Source organism: Tenacibaculum sp. Ill, from assembly GCF_051938915.1.
GTDB lineage: Bacteria > Bacteroidota > Bacteroidia > Flavobacteriales > Flavobacteriaceae > Polaribacter > Polaribacter larymnensis.
In genome coordinates this window covers 2,675,015-2,691,207 of record NZ_JBPSCW010000002.1, presented here as the reverse complement: position 1 = coordinate 2,691,207, position 16,193 = coordinate 2,675,015, and the positions used below count along the sequence as shown (strand labels likewise).

Here is a 16,193-nt window from a genome sequence, read left to right as displayed (position 1 = left end):
TTGTTTTACTGAGTAGTTATTAGGCTTCTTTTTTTGAGCCTTTACCACTCTCTTTATTTTTTGGTTGGTAGAAGTTAGGAGGGAAGCTGTTAATCTGTCTCCATAACTCAAACCAAATAGGTACATTTTTCAATAAGGCAATAGTTTTTGCACCAGAACCTACTCTAATAGCTTTTGGCCAAGGCTCTTGCTCGTTATTTGGAACAATTAAAACACGATACTTCCCATTGCTACTAATAAAATTTTCTATAGCTACAATTTTGGCACCATAAGTTCCGTATGATACATTAGGCCAACCACTAAATACCATAGCAGGCCAACCATCAAACTGAACGCGAACTTCTTCACCAATGTGTATCAGCGGTAAATCTATGGGTTGTATATACATTTCAACAGCCAAATCGTAGTCAGCAGGCATAATATTTACTAATTGTTCACCTTCTTTAAAAGTTTCACCAATACCAGACTTTATAGCTTTATTAATATACCCATCTTGTGGAGCAGTAATGTATAATAATGAACTTCGTTTACTGTAATTAGCTAAGCTAGTTTCGAGTTTTGAAACTTGAACTTCTGCTTCATAAGCACCAGATTGCGCGCTATACAAGCTACTTTCTGTTTTAGATAATTTATCAGCATAAGAAGCTTGTGTACTACTAATAGCTAATTGTGCATTGATAATATTATTTTTAGAAGTAAAGAATTTATTTTCTTGAGAAATTAATTTAGCTGATAACTCTTGAAGTTTCGCTCTTTTTTCTTCAACATCTTTTACAGCTTTTAAGCCTTCTTTTTCTAAGGTAACAGTTCTATCAAACTGAGTTTGAGCTATTTTTTGTTTTATTTTAATAGCTTCAAAATCAATACTATCACTTTTAGTCTTTAAATAAGCTTGTTTTAATTTGTTTTTTGCTTGCTCTAATTTAAGTTTTCGCTCTTTTTTAATAGCAATAATTTGATTTTGTAGAGCACTAATTTTATTGTTATATGCTTTGGCAGATAGTGTTTTAGAGTTTAACTGTTTACCAGTTCTTTCAGCAAGTTTAGTGTCAAAATAGCCACTTTTTATTTCTGAAATTCTTAAAATAGTATCTCCTTTCTTTACAAAATCTCCCTCTTGTACAAACCATTCTTCTATACGTCCAGGTATTTGAGATTGTAGTGTTTGTGGACGTTGATTAGGTTTTAAAGTAGTAACATGTCCTTCACTGGATACATTTTGAGTCCAAGGTAAAAATAAGATAACAACCAAGATAACAGAAAAGACTAGTAAAAATCTTTTAAATAATTTGTGGTACTCTTTTGTAAAAATGTCTTTTCCAGATTTGAATTTTGTGATATCTATTTGATCTGAAACGGTGTTTTTTGATATATTTAACATGATTACCTAGGATTTAAAGTTAGTTATACTACCTTTTTCAAGGGTAATTTGTTTGTTGCACTTCTTTTTCCAGTGTTCATTACGGCTTACAATAATTAAACTCCATGGTTGAGAAACATCAGTAATGAAATCAATTATCTTTTCAGCTTCATCTTTTTCAAACAAATCAAGCGGATCTTCCAAAATGAGAAGTTTTGGTTTTTTAATGATTGCTCTAGAAAGAATAATTTTTTTAGCTACTGTATAAGCAATGAGTTTCCCTTCAGGTTTTAAATAAGTGTCTAAACCTTTAGGTTGTTGTTTTAGAAATTCTGTTAGTCCTGTAATTTTAAAAATACTGTATATTTCCTCGTCAGTGATAGATGAATCTCCAAAGGTTATATTTTCTCTAATAGTTCCTTCAAAAGGAGTTTCTTCAGAAAGAGACAACCCCAAGTTAGCTCTATAATTATTAGTAAAAATACCTTTTAATGATAAATCATTTACAAAAATATCTCCAGATGTTGGTTCAATTAAACCAGAAATTAATTGTATTAAACTAGATTTTCCAGAGTTACTACTTCCTTGGATTAAAACCCTATCGTTAGGGTTTATTTCAAATGAAACATTGTTAATTACTGGTTTTGGTCGGTTGTTAACAACATAGGAAACGTCTTGAAGTTCAATTTTAAAAGGTTTGTCTCTGTTAACGCTACTACCTTCTTGCTGTTCTATTGGTTTATCAATAACTTCTCCTAATTTTTCTATAGATGTAAGTACATCGTAAAAAGATTCAAGTCCTAAAATTAATTTTTCCACAGAATTCATAATTAGGATGATAATGATTTCAGCAGCTACAAATTGACCAATATTCATTTGTTGTGTCAGTACTAAAAAACCACCTATAAGTAATAAGCCAGCGGTAATAATTACTTTAAAACTAATCATTTGAATATACTGCATAACAAGTACTTTAAAGTGACTTTCTCTAGATTTTAAATAATCATCTACTAGAATATCACTTTTTTCTAGAGCTAATTTTGTTTTCCCTGATAGTTTAAAACTGATAATAGTTCTTGCTATTTCTTGCAGCCAATGTGCTACTTTATATTTGTTTTTTGATTCTATTAAGCTCGTTTCTAATCCTTTTTCTGCTGTATACTTAAAAACAACATAGATTAATAGTAAAACTAACAATCCAAAAATGATAAAAAATGGATGATAAAACGAAAGAAGTAATAAGGCAAAAACAATTTGTAATAGGGCAGAAGGTGCATCAATTAATATTTTTGAAATACCTTTTTGAATGGTTAGTGTATCAAAAAAACGATTGGCAAGTTCAGGAGGATAATAGTTTCTTAGTTCAATCATCTTAATTTTAGGAAAACGATAACTAAGCTCTATTGATGCTCTGGTAAAAATTCTCTGCTGAATAGTTTCAATAATCCTAAACTGCATTAGTTTTAAAATTCCACTAAAGGCAACACCAGCAGTTACCAGTATAACTAAAACAATCCAAGAAGCAGAAACCTGTGCTGCTTGTAATAAGTTTATAATGGCTTGTACACCTAAGGGTAATGATAAAGCAACAATACCTTCAAAAATGGCATAATATGCTATTTGTAGTGTGTCTTTTTTCTCTAGGTTTATTAATCTTAGAAATCGTTGCCACGGAGTTAGTTTATTTTTCTCTTTCATTAGAAAGTACGTTTAAAGTTAGTTCAATAAAAAAGGAGGTAGTAGTTGTGCTTTCATCACAATTGGTTAGTGACTTAAAATGTGATTTTACAAATTGCTGATGTAAAATTCCTTCAATTATAGTGCTTGCAAGTGTTAATGGATGTTTGTAAGAACTGTTATAATTACTAATTATTTCAGCAAAACGTTTTACTACTTCTTTGTACAATTTAAAAAATCCTTCTTTATTTTCAGTATCTACTTCTTTAGTAGAGTACGATTTTGAGTTTTCGTTAATTACTATTAAGTTAAGTAAGGCCTCATTAATATGTGAAAAGTTATTGTCTTTCTCAGCTTTTCTAGCCAGAACCTCAATCGCTTTAATTAATTTATCTTTTGGGTTACTAATACTATAAGTTTCTATTACTAATAAATATTGAATCCACCCCCAATACCAAGAAGTTAAGTAAACTAAGAGTTTATGTTTACTTTCAAAGTAACGATATATAGAGCTTTCGTTTGAGCCTATTACTTTACCAAGTTTTTTAAAGTTGAAACTTTCAAAACCAATTTCTTCAATGAGTATAATACTATTCTCTATTATTCTTTTACCCAAATCAGAGGTCTCAGGGTCTTTTATATATATTCCTGAAGGGATTTCTATTTTTAAATTTGATAGTAAATTTTTCATAAATAAAAATTAATAGTGCAAATATAATAGTAAAACTATCATAAAAGCGTTTAAAGATATTAATAAGATGTTAATTTTTAGCCTTTAAATAGGTTACAAAAACTCACAAAAGCTTATTTTTTACTACAATTAACTACATGTCTTCTGTTTTTTTAAGTTGAAAAATATATTCGTAAAAACTTAAAAATTATTAAACATATGAATTCAAGAACAGATGTTTTAGGACATCCAAGAGGATTACTGTATTTATTTTTTGCTGAATTATGGGAGCGTTTTTCCTTTTATGGAATGCGGGCATTGTTGGTATTATACATGACCAAACATTTATTATTTTCTGATGAAATGTCATTCGGAGTGTACGCTGCATATATGTCGTTAGTATATGTAACTCCAATGATTGGAGGAATGTTAGCTGATAAAGTTTTAGGATTTAGAAAAGCAATTGTTTTAGGAGGGGTGTTAATGGCACTAGGACATTTCTTTTTAACTTTTGAACATCCAGTATTTTTTTATGGCTCATTATCCTTAATTATTGTTGGAAACGGTTTTTTCAAACCAAATATATCTTCATTTGTTGGTAAACTATATGCCGAAGGAGATAATAGGAGAGATGCAGGATTTACTATTTTTTATATGGGAATTAATATTGGTGGAGCGGTAGCCCCGTTATTATGTGCATGGTTAGCTGAGTTATATGGTTGGCACTATGGATTTGTTTTGGCAGGAATAGGAATGTTGTTAGGATTGTTAGTTTTTAAAGGAGGGCTTAAGAAAAATGTTTTTGAAGATAAAGGAGTAGTACCAAATCAAGAATTATTTGAAGAAAAACAATTTGGAGTAAAAAAAGGAAACTTAGTAACAATTGGAGCACTTTTGTCTGTTCCAGTATTTGCTTTGATAGTTTATTATCATGAGTTTGAGCATTACTTGGTTTGGATTGTTTCGTTATTTCTGATATTGTTTTTAATTAAGATTTTACGAACTGTGACTTCCAAAGAACGAAAAAAACTTTCTGTAGCTATATTTTTTACTGTTTTGTATACATTGTTTGCGGCAATTTTTGAACAAGCTGGTAGTTCATTGACTTTGTTTGCAGACAGAAATGTCAACTTAGTAGGAATAAATGCTGCTCAAACTAATAGTATTAATTCTACTTTTATAATTCTAATGGCAATCCCTTTTTCTATACTTTGGGGTTATTTACATAGAATACATAGAAACCCAAATTCTGTTGTAAAATTTGGATTAGGCTTATTGTTTTTGGGGGTAGGTTTTATAACTTTTGGATTGTCAGGTTATCAAGTTGACAATTTAGCTAAAACCCCAATGGTATATTTAATTTTAGGATATTTTATACTAACTACTGGAGAGTTGTTTTTGTCTCCCATAGGTTTGTCTAAAATGACAGAATTATCACCTGTAAAATATATTGCTTTTATTATGGGAGTATGGTTTTCAGCAAACTTTTATGGTCATTTTTTTGCAGGAAAAATAGCTAAATTGACTACAGTTGTCAATGGTAGTTTAGGAGTGTTTTCTAAAGGCTTTTTTGGAAAAGTAACAGAATTGTTTACTGGTTTGTCATCGAAAACAGTTATGGAGCAGCCTGAGGTTTTTCATCAATTATATTCGTACGTTTCTGTATATGCTAATCTAGGAGTTATTTCAGCAATCATAGGTTTGTCAGTAATTGCTTTTTACAAACCAGTAAGAAAATGGATGTTTGAAGTACATTAAAAATAAAAAGCCTCAGAAATTATTCTGAGGCTTTAAAATATATTTTAATCTATTTTTATTTAAAAACAGATGTAATGTTTAAAGCTACTTCATCCCAAGTTTTTGAAACTCCATCAGCCCCTTTGTGTAAATCTTTACAAGCGGTATTTAAAGAATCTAAAGCGTTTTCAGCTTGCCAATCGGTAATTTTCATAGTTGCATTTAAGCTAAACTCTTTTCCATTTAAAGTGTATTTAAAAGGAAGTTTTTTAGTAACACCATTCATAGTTAAATTAGCGTGACCAATAGAATCATTTTCTAAAACTAATTTACCAGAAAGTAATTCAGTGTTGTCCATAACTCCGAAGAAAAACTTTTTAATTTTAAAGTCTCTACTAGTATCTTTTGTAAAAATACTACTTACAGGAATAGAAAATTCAGCATTGTTGATAGCTTCTTTAGCTGTCTCAGCTTCACCACCAGCAGTAATATTTACTTTTTGGAACTGTCCATTTACAGGTACCTTTTCGGTAGTTTTATAAGCTGTCCAGTTTATTAAGTTGTCAGCGTCTTGTAAAACAAATGCAGCTTTCTTTTCTACTTTAACTTCTTCCTTTGTAGTTTCTGTTTCTTTTTTTGCCTCTGATTTACAAGATGTCATTTGAAAAACTGTAAAACAGATAACTAAAGAATAAACGATTTTTTTCATGAGATTTATTTTATGATTGAATTTACTAATTTAATATATTCTTTTTTAGCTTCTCGTTCACTCATACCTCTAAGTTGCATCCAAGCATTAAATTTAAAGGCATTTCGTAAATCACTATTGTCATTAAATGTAAATCTATCTCCCTTTACCGCTTGTTTATAGTAAGCATATAAGCGTAGCATAACATCAGGAGGTAGTTTTTCCTCTAGATCAGATGCTATTTTATAAGCTTCTTTAAACTTTAAATCTAAATCATTTTCCATGGGGTGGATAGTTATTTATGTAGATAGTTTACATTATGTAATGTATATACAAATATACGAAGGGTGCAAGGAAAAACAAGCTATCTAGCCTATCTAATAAGCCTCCATGACCTGGCATAATTGTACCACTATCTTTTACTTTAGCTTGTCTTTTAAGTTTAGACTCTACTAAATCTCCTAAAGAACCAAAAATAGCAACTATAATAGCAATGATTATCCAATCTAAAATAGAAAAGATTCCAGAGTATTGACCAATAGTAAAACCTGCAATTATTGAAAATAATAAACCGCCTACAAAACCTTCAATCGTTTTTTTAGGAGATACCTTCTCAAATAATTTACGTTTTCCAAAGTTTTTACCTACTAAAAAAGCAAAGCTATCGTTAGTCCAAATAATAAAAATTATATAGATGACTATGTTGGGGTGATAAGAACCATTTATGAAAGGAAGATTCATTAAGAAGTAAAATGGTAATACTAAATATATAACTTGTAAAAATAGTTTTTTAGCTAAAGTATTTGTTTTAATAGATTTAGAACTTAAAAGTAAATAAAGTAAAATGACAGATCCAATTATAGTAGTGCCAAATAAATAATCAGTATACTTAAATACTGTATTTTGAAAAGTTAAATAAACAACACTTGCTAAAAGTATATATGGAACAACGTTTTTTGTTTGTATAATTTTAGAAAGTTCCCAAATACAAACAGCAGCAAACAGAGCAAGTAATCCTATATATGTTTCTGCTGAAAAAAGAATAGCAGAAATAAATAGAATAGCATAAACAAGTGCAGAAAGACTTCTTACAAAAAGGTTAGACATATTTTAAAGGTCTTCAAAGAGCAGCAAATATAAATCTTTTGTGTTATTATTACCATAACTCAAAAAATTATCATCTTCAACTTCAAACGTATAATTCTTAATAGAACTAATATTGGTTGGTATGTTGCCGCTAAAATGTGTTTTAATACCTGTTAATCCTTCTCCTGTGTTTTTTACTAACTGACTAGTAGTAGCATAAACAATAAAATGTTTTGAGAGAGACGCTAGTTTGTGACTGCCTAATTGATTAGAAGAAAATAAAATTTCTCCTTTATCGGCAATTAAATGTTCACAAGAGGTAAAAAAAGGTACAGATTCTGAGGAATGGTTTTGTACAGAAATATCAATTTTCTCGGTAATCTTTAATAAATCAAAATCGGTGCAAGTAATTTTGCGCCAATTGTTTTCTTGTAAGATGTTTTTTAAATTTTTACTTACCTCGTTTATTGATGTACAGTATAAAAACTTTCCTCCTTTATTAATAAAATGATGAACAAAAGAATCATCTAAAGACAAATGAACTTCTTGTTCGTTGACTTTTTTTTCTTTAGATGATTCTTGATATGTTTTAAATAATTTTTTGAAAAAATTCATTAAAATAAAACTATTCTTCTGTTGTAATTTGAGGTTTCTCTTCCTTTCCAAAAGGTCTGTCTCCAAAGATTTTTATTAAATCATCTTTAAAGATAACTTCTTTTTCCAGTAATAAATCAGCAAGTTCTGTTAACTTATCTCTGTTTTGGTCAAGTATTTCAATAGCTCTTTTGTATTGAGTTTCTATTATTTCAGAAATTTCTTCATCAATCTTTTTAGCAGTGGCATCACTATAAGGTTTCACAAAGGCATCATTACCTGATGAATCGTAATACGTAACATTACCTACTTTGTCATTTAAACCATAAACAGTAACCATAGCTCGAGCCTGTTTAGTAACCTTTTCTAAATCACTTAACGCTCCAGTTGAAATTTTATTGAAAATTAACTTCTCAGCAGCTCTACCTCCCATAGTAGCACACATTTCATCAAGCATTTGTTCTGTTTGAACAATTTTCCTTTCCTCAGGAAGATACCAAGCGGCTCCTAAGGATTGACCACGAGGAACAATAGTTACTTTAACTAAAGGAGCAGCATGCTCCAACATCCAACTAACAGTTGCGTGACCTGCTTCATGAAAAGCAATTACTTTCTTTTCTTTAGGAGTAATCACTTTATTTTTCTTTTCTAATCCACCCACAATTCTATCAACAGCATCTAAGAAATCTTGATGTTCTATAGCATCTTTACCTTTTCTGGCAGCGATTAAGGCAGCTTCGTTACATAAGTTAGCAATATCTGCACCAGAAAAACCTGGTGTTTGTTGTGCTAAGAATTCTAAATCGGCATTAGCAGCTAATTTTAAAGGTTTAATATGAACTTCAAAAATTTCTCTACGTTCATGTAAATCAGGTAAGTCAACATAGATTTGACGATCAAAACGACCAGCACGCATCAAAGCTTTATCTAATACATCAGCACGGTTGGTTGCAGCTAATACAATAACATTAGTATCAGTACCAAAACCATCCATTTCTGTTAATAATTGGTTTAATGTGTTCTCACGTTCATCATTACCACCAGTCATACTATTTTTACCTCTAGCACGTCCAATAGCGTCAATTTCATCAATAAAAATGATAGAAGGAGATTTTTGTTGTGCCTGTTTAAACAAGTCACGTACACGAGAAGCACCAACTCCAACAAACATTTCAACAAAATCTGAACCAGATAAAGAGAAGAAAGGCACACCAGCTTCACCAGCAACAGCTTTTGCTAATAAAGTTTTACCAGTACCAGGAGGTCCTACTAATAAAGCTCCTTTAGGTATTTTACCACCTAATTTGGTATATTTTTCTGGACTTTTTAAGAAGTCAACAATTTCTTGAACTTCTTCTTTAGCACCTTCTAAACCAGCTACATTTTTAAAGGTAGTTTTAACCTTAGTATTTTCGTCAAAAAGTTTAGCTTTAGATTTACCAATGTTAAAAATTTGACCTCCAGCACCACCACCTCCAGCAGCTCCAGACATTCTTCTCATGAAGAAAAGCCAAATAACAATTAATAAAATAAAAGGAAGGAAGCTAATGATGGTATCCATCATACTAGTTCTTTCTACATTCACTTTGTCAAAATCTAGGTTCTTTTCTTCTTTTTCCTTGTTGATTTCGTTTTCAAAGTTTTGTAAATCACCAAAGTTATATGTGTAAAGAGGTGACCCTTTTCTATAAAAAGGAGAATCTGCTAATTTTTTATGTTCTTCTTTTTTTAAAGCTTCAGGCTTTAAGAAAATTTGTGCAACATTATTGTTTTCTACAACGATTTCATTAATGTCGTTTGCTTGAAGAATTTTAGTGAACTCGTTTTTTGTAATATTACGAGAACCTAAGTTTCCAGAGTTAAAAAAGCTTAACCCTAGTAAGATAACTATTATTGGTATGTATAGCCAAAATGAGCTGAAACTAAATTTTGGCGCGTTTTTTTTATTATCACTCATAAAAAGGTGTATAAAATGTTAGCAATTATGCTGGGTTGATTTCTGTAATTTTAGCATCACCCCAAAGACTTTCAATGTCGTAAAATTCACGAACTTGTTTTTGAAAGATGTGTACAACAACGTTTACGTAATCCATAAGAACCCATTCTGAGTTTCCTTGTCCTTCAATATGCCAAGGTTTATCTTTTAGTTCTTTACTTACTATTTTTTGTACAGAGCCCGAAATGGCATTAACTTGTGTGTTCGAGTTAGCAGAACAAACTACAAAATAATCACAAACAGTGTTTTCTATCTCCCTTAAATCTAGTAATTGGATATCTTCTCCTTTTACATCATCAATCCCTTTAATAATCACAGCTAAAAGATCGTCTGTGTTTGTTTGTTTTATTGTCATTAAAAAAAATTAAGTTTTAGCAAAGTTATTATTTTTTTGCGAGTAATTTATGTAATATTGATACTTGTTTTACAAGCTAAATCTACATGAAAATAATCAAATTTAATGCCATCGACTCTACCAACACCTTTTTGAAGAATATGGTGTCAAAAGTGGTAGCTGATGATTTTACAGTTGTAGTTGCTAAAACCCAAACTAAGGGTAGAGGACAAATGAATTCTGAATGGGTTGTTGAAGAGGGGAAAAACCTCACTTTTAGTGTGTTTTCTAGGTTTACAGACTTAGATATTGAAAAGCATAAGTATTTAAACTTTAGTGTTTCGTTAAGTGTTTTTGAGGCTTTAAAGGAGTTGGGGTTACCAAACTTGGCAATAAAATGGCCTAACGACATTCTGTCAGGAAATAAAAAACTTGGAGGCATATTAATTGAAAACACCTTAAAAGGTAGTAAAATAGTGTCGTCTGTAATAGGAATTGGAATAAATGTAAATCAAGATTCATTTTCTAAAAACTTACCGAATGCTTCTTCTGTAAAAAATATCTTAGGAAAAAAAATTGATTTGGATATATTGTTAGGAAGTATTTTGAGGAAGCTAGAAGGTTACTTTAGGCTTTTAGAAAAAAAAGAATATGAATTATTAGAAGAAGCTTACTTAAAGTTTTTATACAAAAAAAATGTTCCAACAATGTTTAAAAACAGTCAGAACATTTTATTTATGGGTAAAATTATTGGAGTTTCAAAAAGTGGAAGCCTCCAAATAGAATTAGAAAACGAAACAATTCAAGAGTTTGGTTTGAAAGAGGTTTCGTTTGCTACTTTATAACTTTTCTAAATTTTCAGTTAGAGTTCCAATAAACTTCGTTAATGGAGCTTTTACCATCATTGCCATCATTGCATTAAATTCACCATTAAACTTTAAAGTAACTTGGCTTTCATTATCACTAATATCAGTAATGTCAGCAGCTAATGTAAAAGGTAATTTGCTACTTGCGGCACCTAAAGTAACATTAGAATACTCAGTTTTTTCTTTCATTATTAAACGAATTTCTGGCATACCTTTTAAACCAAAAATAAAACTATCACCATCAACTTCAAATTTTTGAGTGTTTTCAGGCATTAGTTGTTCAAAATTTTCTAATTTGGTTAGAAATTCAAATAAATCTTTAGACGATTTTTTTACAGTAACTGTATTTCCTTCTATATTCATTATTGTGCTGTTATTTATCGTTTTTATTCCATTCACTAGGAGCAATTCTCCAATCTTCTAAAGTTCGAAGTTCTTCACTAGTAATATACTTACTATCTAAAGCTTGCTCTAATAAATGTTCATAATTACTTAAAGTAGTAAGTTCTACTTTATCATTTTTAAAATTCTCTGTAGCTATATTAAAACCGTAAGAAAAAATAGCAATCATTCCTTTTACATTGGCATGTGCTTCTTTCAATGCTTTCACGGCATTTAAACTACTTTTACCAGTACTAATTAAATCCTCAATTACTACAACATTTTGTCCACTTTCTATATGGCCTTCAATTTGGTTTTGTCTACCATGTTTTTTAGGTTCAGGTCTAACATAAACAAAAGGCACACCTAGCTCTTGCGCAACTAATATACCAATTGCTATAGCACCAGTAGCAACTCCTGCAATTACATCAGGTTTACCATGTTTTTCTTCTACTAGTTTAGCAATTTCTTGTTTTAAAAAATTTCTAACAGGAGGGTACGATAATGTAATTCTGTTATCACAATAAATAGGTGATTTCCAGCCAGAAGCCCATGTAAAAGGTTCTTTGGGACTTAATTTTATAGCCTTAATTTGCAAAAGAAGCTCGGCAGTTTTTTTTGCTGTATCTTTGTTAAAATCCATAGCGCAAATGTATAAAGTTTTTGTTAATGATAAACCAATAATCTTTACAACTTCACTTAAAAATGAAGAAGGTTTTCCAGTTTATATCTACAAAAATACAATTATTGAAGAACTTATTTACAAGTTAAAAGTGGGTAAGTTAAAAGGTGTTTATATCTATTCTAATAACTTATCAGAAGATTGGTTAGATTTTAAAGTTAAGTTTAAGGTAATTACAGCAGCTGGAGGATTAGTTCTAAATAAAAGCAAAAAAATACTATTTATTTACAGAGGAAATAAATGGGATTTACCTAAAGGACGCGTTGAAGAAGGAGAAAATTTAGAGGAAGCAGCGATAAGAGAAGTAGAAGAAGAATGTGGTATAGAAAAACTAATAATTAACCAAAAGCTACTTATTACCTATCATTTATTCATGCAACAAAATGAATATCGATTAAAACAAACCCATTGGTATTTAATGTTTTCTAGCTATGAAGGAGATTTAACACCTCAATTAGAAGAAGGTATAACTAAAGTTGAGTTTAAAGATGAAAAAGAAAGAGAAAAAGCGTTTCAGAATACATTTGCTAATATAATAATGGTGTACGAATCTTATTTAAACAATGTCGATTAATGACACTCTGTCATAAAAAATGACTTGTTTTATACTTTTTTCTGTCAAAATACAAGCAAAAAACCAATGGCATACACTTTGACTAATACTACTCGTAAAATTGAATTTAAAACTTTAAAAAAGATAAATAAAGATTATGAGTAAAATTATAGGTATAGATTTAGGTACTACGAACTCATGTGTGTCTGTAATGGAAGGAAATGAGCCGGTAGTAATTCCAAATGCTGAAGGAAAAAGAACAACTCCTTCTATTGTAGCGTTTGTTGAAGGAGGTGAGCGTAAAGTAGGTGATCCTGCAAAGCGTCAAGCAGTAACTAACCCAACTAAAACAGTTTATTCTATTAAACGTTTTATGGGAAACAAATATTCTGAGTCTCAAAAAGAAGCAGATAGAGTTCCTTACGATGTTGTAAAAGGAGACAACGATACACCAAGAGTAAAGATTGATGATCGTATGTATACGCCTCAAGAAATTTCTGCAATGATATTACAGAAAATGAAAAAAACTGCTGAAGACTATTTAGGTCAGGGAGTTTCTGAAGCTGTAATTACAGTGCCAGCATACTTTAATGATGCGCAACGTCAAGCTACTAAAGAAGCAGGAGAGATTGCTGGATTAAAAGTTCGTCGTATCATCAACGAACCTACTGCAGCAGCATTAGCTTATGGATTAGATAAAGCAAGTGAAGATAAGAAGATCGTAGTATTTGACTTTGGTGGAGGTACACATGATGTTTCTATCCTAGAATTAGGAGACGGAGTATTTGAAGTATTAGCTACTGATGGAGATACGCACTTAGGAGGTGATGATGTAGATGAAAAAATCATTAACTGGTTAGCAGATGAGTTTAATGCTGAAGAAAACATGGATTTACGTAAAGATCCTATGGCATTACAACGTTTAAAAGAAGCTGCTGAAAAAGCTAAGATTGAATTATCAAGTACAACTTCTACAGAAATAAACTTACCATATATTACAGCTACAGCTAGTGGGCCAAAACACTTGGTAAGAACGTTAAGTAGAGCTAAGTTTGAGCAATTAATTGATGATTTAGTAAAAAGAACTATAAATCCATGTCAAACAGCATTAAAAAATGCTGATTTATCAACATCTGATATTGATGAAGTAATTTTAGTAGGTGGTTCAACTCGTATTCCTGCAATTCAAGAAGCGGTTGAAAAGTTCTTTGGAAAAGCGCCAAGTAAAGGTGTAAACCCAGACGAGGTTGTATCATTAGGAGCAGCAATTCAAGGAGGAGTGTTAACAGGTGATGTAAAAGACGTATTATTATTAGACGTAACACCTTTATCATTAGGAATTGAAACTATGGGTAATGTATTTACAAAGTTAATCGAAGCAAATACAACCATTCCAACTAAAAAGTCACAAGTGTTCTCTACAGCAGTAGATAATCAACCATCGGTAGATATTCACGTATTACAAGGTGAAAGAGCAATGGCGGCAGATAACAAAACAATTGGTCGTTTCCAATTAACTGATATTCCACCAGCACAAAGAGGAGTTCCTCAAATTGAAGTAACTTTTGATATTGATGCAAACGGAATCATCAAAGTGTCTGCAGTAGATAAAGCAACTGGTAAATCACAAGATATCCGTATTGAAGCTTCTTCAGGGTTATCTGATGAAGAAATTCAAAAGATGAAGCAAGAAGCAGAAGCAAATGCTGATGCTGATAAGAAAGCAAAAGAAACTGCTGAAAAAGTAAATGGAGCAGACTCTATGATCTTCCAAACAGAAAAGCAATTAAAAGAATTTGGAGATAAATTATCAGCTGATAAAAAAGAACCAATCGAAGCTGCTTTAGAAGAGTTAAAGAAAGCACACGAATCTAAAGATCTTGATGCAATTGATGCAGCAATGGAAAAGATTAATGAAGCTTGGAAAGTAGCTTCTGAAGAAATGTATAAAGCACAACAAGATGCACAAGCTAACGGAGCTGGTGCACAAGGTGGCGCAGATGCAGGAGCTTCAGCTGAAGGAGGAGATAATGTAGAAGATGTAGACTTCGAAGAAGTAAAATAACTTGAAGTTTATTTCAAACTAAAATAAAGCGAAAAGCCATTGAATACGTTCAATGGCTTTTTTTATTTTTGTATTATGCAGTTTTACCAAAAAGAAATTCAATTACCAGTGTTTGATAGAGGCTATCACTTGATTACAGATGTTCTATTAGAAGCACTACCAGAACTTAATAAAATTAAAATAGGGCAGTTTCAGGCATTTATTAAGCACACATCTGCAAGTTTAACCATTAATGAAAATGCTGATCCAACTGTACGAATGGATTTTGAGTCGCATATAAATAAAATGGTTCCAGAAAATATGCCGTACTATAAACATGACTATGAAGGAGCGGATGATATGCCTGCGCACATTAAAAGTTCTATGTTAGGATGTCAGGTACAAATTCCAATAACCAATGGCAAGCTCAATTTAGGAACTTGGCAAGGAGTGTATTTAGGAGAGCACAGAAATTATGGAGGAAGAAGAAAAATAGTACTAACAGCTTTTGGAAATTAAATGAAGTACCATAAATTCAATTTTTACAGAAGTACTTATTGTGAGTTTGAAATGCAAAGAATCAATTTTTTTGATGATATGAAAGCACACTTTCAAAGTAAATCAGGGAGTTATTACTATTATACAGAAGATGGAGTTTTTCGTTATTCTAACCATTGGGGTAGAGTTGCCAATTGCAGATGGAAAATTCAAGGAATAGATAATTATAAAAATCAGCAATATTATGTTGGGTATGCAAATTGGTCAAGCTTTTACCCATTAAACAGTATCGATAAAGTATTCTATTTAGAGGTAGACTATACAAAAGCAAAAGCAAGTATAAAAAGAGTTCAAGAAGGTTTAGAAGACAACTACTTTTTAATGAATTCAGAATTAGTACATCAACGTCTAAAGCAAGTTCAAACCTTATTTAAAGAGTACAAATGGGCGCGCTATTATGAAGAAGATATTGATGTTTTGAGAAAAAAAATAATCAATAAACTGGTAACAACAAACAAAACTCTACAGCAAATAAAGTTAGAATTATAAGTCTTTATAATCTCTATTAACGCCAAGACTAAATCCAAAACGAGTGTCGCTTTCCCTGCCTAGTCTATGAATTGCAACTTTTCCTAATGGAATTTTACCAAACTCATTATTAGTAATTTCTTCATTATTTAAAAAAAGCCTTCCTTTAAACTGTTTTTTGGTGTTGTACTCACTTCTATCTTCTTTATTCTGATAAATATTTATAGATAAAATATTATCTCTTTCTGTATAACCACAAAAAATACCATGTGTATCCCAAATAATATAATCATTACTTTTCTTTAATTCTCTACTTGGTTTGCCTAAAACTTCAATTAAAGCATCGTAATTAGTGGGGAATGTAAGAGGTTTACTATTAATGTGTATAACGTCTGTATCGCACACTATAGTTAAGTTTTTTACTTTTTTTTTCTTAAAAAAATTAAACATGACAGTTCTTGATTTGATTAACGGGGGTTGAACGTAAAACTAAAAAATA

The 16,193-nt window shown here is 30.8% G+C and carries 18 protein-coding genes; 6 read left to right on the top strand and 12 right to left on the bottom strand.

What is annotated here, in order from left to right:
* Positions 1 to 19: 19 nt before the first annotated feature.
* The 3 genes from ACTPNM_RS12690 to ACTPNM_RS12680 are packed head-to-tail and all read right to left on the bottom strand — an operon-like array spanning position 20 to position 3,728.
* Complete coding sequence (locus ACTPNM_RS12690; protein ID WP_440122169.1) at positions 20 to 1,381, bottom strand: HlyD family secretion protein; 1,362 nt, start codon at positions 1,379 to 1,381, stop codon at positions 20 to 22.
* 6 nt (positions 1,382 to 1,387) lie between these two features.
* The gene (locus tag ACTPNM_RS12685; RefSeq protein ID WP_440122168.1) at positions 1,388 to 3,058 is read right to left on the bottom strand and encodes a peptidase domain-containing ABC transporter; all 1,671 of its coding nucleotides are present in this window, start codon (positions 3,056 to 3,058) and stop codon (positions 1,388 to 1,390) included.
* Positions 3,042 to 3,728: a TetR/AcrR family transcriptional regulator gene (locus ACTPNM_RS12680; protein WP_440122167.1), complete on the bottom strand. Its 687-nt coding sequence runs from the start codon at positions 3,726 to 3,728 to the stop codon at positions 3,042 to 3,044. Before ACTPNM_RS12680 ends, ACTPNM_RS12685 begins: the two co-directional genes overlap by 17 nt.
* 198 nt (positions 3,729 to 3,926) lie before the next feature.
* On the opposite strand from ACTPNM_RS12680, the gene ACTPNM_RS12675 reads away from it, so the two are divergent.
* Positions 3,927 to 5,465: a peptide MFS transporter gene (locus ACTPNM_RS12675; RefSeq protein WP_440122166.1), complete on the top strand. Its 1,539-nt coding sequence runs from the start codon at positions 3,927 to 3,929 to the stop codon at positions 5,463 to 5,465.
* A gap of 55 nt (positions 5,466 to 5,520) precedes the next feature.
* Here the strand turns inward: ACTPNM_RS12675 and ACTPNM_RS12670 are convergent, their stop codons facing one another.
* Genes ACTPNM_RS12670 through rsfS form a run of 6 tightly spaced genes read right to left on the bottom strand, consistent with a single transcriptional unit; the run spans position 5,521 to position 10,163 of the window.
* Complete coding sequence (locus ACTPNM_RS12670; RefSeq protein ID WP_440122165.1) at positions 5,521 to 6,153, bottom strand: YceI family protein; 633 nt, start codon at positions 6,151 to 6,153, stop codon at positions 5,521 to 5,523.
* A 5-nt stretch (positions 6,154 to 6,158) separates the two neighbouring features.
* Positions 6,159 to 6,416 (bottom strand): acyl-CoA-binding protein, encoded by a 258-nt coding sequence (locus ACTPNM_RS12665; protein ID WP_274640539.1) that lies wholly within the window; start codon positions 6,414 to 6,416, stop codon positions 6,159 to 6,161.
* 28 nt (positions 6,417 to 6,444) lie between these two features.
* Entirely contained in the window at positions 6,445 to 7,239 is a 795-nt protein-coding gene (locus tag ACTPNM_RS12660) for a phosphatidate cytidylyltransferase (RefSeq protein ID WP_440122164.1), read from the bottom strand.
* A gap of 3 nt (positions 7,240 to 7,242) precedes the next feature.
* Entirely contained in the window at positions 7,243 to 7,833 is a 591-nt protein-coding gene (locus ACTPNM_RS12655; RefSeq protein WP_440122162.1) for a hypothetical protein, read from the bottom strand.
* Positions 7,834 to 7,843: 10 nt separating this feature from the next.
* Entirely contained in the window at positions 7,844 to 9,769 is a 1,926-nt protein-coding gene (gene ftsH / locus ACTPNM_RS12650) for an ATP-dependent zinc metalloprotease FtsH (RefSeq protein WP_274640536.1), read from the bottom strand.
* A 25-nt stretch (positions 9,770 to 9,794) separates the two neighbouring features.
* A complete protein-coding gene (gene rsfS, locus ACTPNM_RS12645; protein ID WP_047789323.1) occupies positions 9,795 to 10,163 on the bottom strand; it encodes a ribosome silencing factor in 369 nt (122 codons plus the stop codon).
* Positions 10,164 to 10,249: 86 nt separating this feature from the next.
* On the opposite strand from rsfS, the gene ACTPNM_RS12640 reads away from it, so the two are divergent.
* On the top strand, positions 10,250 to 10,987 hold the full coding sequence (locus tag ACTPNM_RS12640) for a biotin--[acetyl-CoA-carboxylase] ligase (RefSeq protein ID WP_440122161.1): 738 nt from the start codon (positions 10,250 to 10,252) through the stop codon (positions 10,985 to 10,987).
* Here ACTPNM_RS12640 and ACTPNM_RS12635 read toward each other — a convergent pair.
* Positions 10,982 to 11,371, bottom strand: a complete 390-nt coding sequence (locus ACTPNM_RS12635) for an SRPBCC family protein (protein ID WP_440122159.1) — start codon at positions 11,369 to 11,371, stop codon at positions 10,982 to 10,984. The genes ACTPNM_RS12640 and ACTPNM_RS12635 overlap by 6 nt on opposite strands.
* A gap of 10 nt (positions 11,372 to 11,381) precedes the next feature.
* Positions 11,382 to 12,032, bottom strand: a complete 651-nt coding sequence (gene pyrE, locus ACTPNM_RS12630; protein WP_274640533.1) for an orotate phosphoribosyltransferase — start codon at positions 12,030 to 12,032, stop codon at positions 11,382 to 11,384.
* 7 nt (positions 12,033 to 12,039) lie between these two features.
* On the opposite strand from pyrE, the gene ACTPNM_RS12625 reads away from it, so the two are divergent.
* From ACTPNM_RS12625 to ACTPNM_RS12610, 4 genes are all read left to right on the top strand, one after another.
* Complete coding sequence (locus ACTPNM_RS12625) at positions 12,040 to 12,645, top strand: NUDIX hydrolase (protein ID WP_440122157.1); 606 nt, start codon at positions 12,040 to 12,042, stop codon at positions 12,643 to 12,645.
* A 136-nt stretch (positions 12,646 to 12,781) separates the two neighbouring features.
* Positions 12,782 to 14,689, top strand: a complete 1,908-nt coding sequence (gene dnaK / locus ACTPNM_RS12620; RefSeq protein WP_440122156.1) for a molecular chaperone DnaK — start codon at positions 12,782 to 12,784, stop codon at positions 14,687 to 14,689.
* A gap of 75 nt (positions 14,690 to 14,764) precedes the next feature.
* Entirely contained in the window at positions 14,765 to 15,187 is a 423-nt protein-coding gene (locus ACTPNM_RS12615; RefSeq protein WP_440122155.1) for a secondary thiamine-phosphate synthase enzyme YjbQ, read from the top strand.
* Entirely contained in the window at positions 15,188 to 15,715 is a 528-nt protein-coding gene (locus tag ACTPNM_RS12610) for a hypothetical protein (RefSeq protein WP_440122154.1), read from the top strand. It begins immediately after the preceding gene.
* Here ACTPNM_RS12610 and ACTPNM_RS12605 read toward each other — a convergent pair.
* Positions 15,710 to 16,144 (bottom strand): DUF7738 domain-containing protein, encoded by a 435-nt coding sequence (locus ACTPNM_RS12605; RefSeq protein ID WP_440122153.1) that lies wholly within the window; start codon positions 16,142 to 16,144, stop codon positions 15,710 to 15,712. The two genes, ACTPNM_RS12610 and ACTPNM_RS12605, sit on opposite strands and share 6 nt — an antisense overlap.
* Positions 16,145 to 16,193 lie beyond the last annotated feature (49 nt).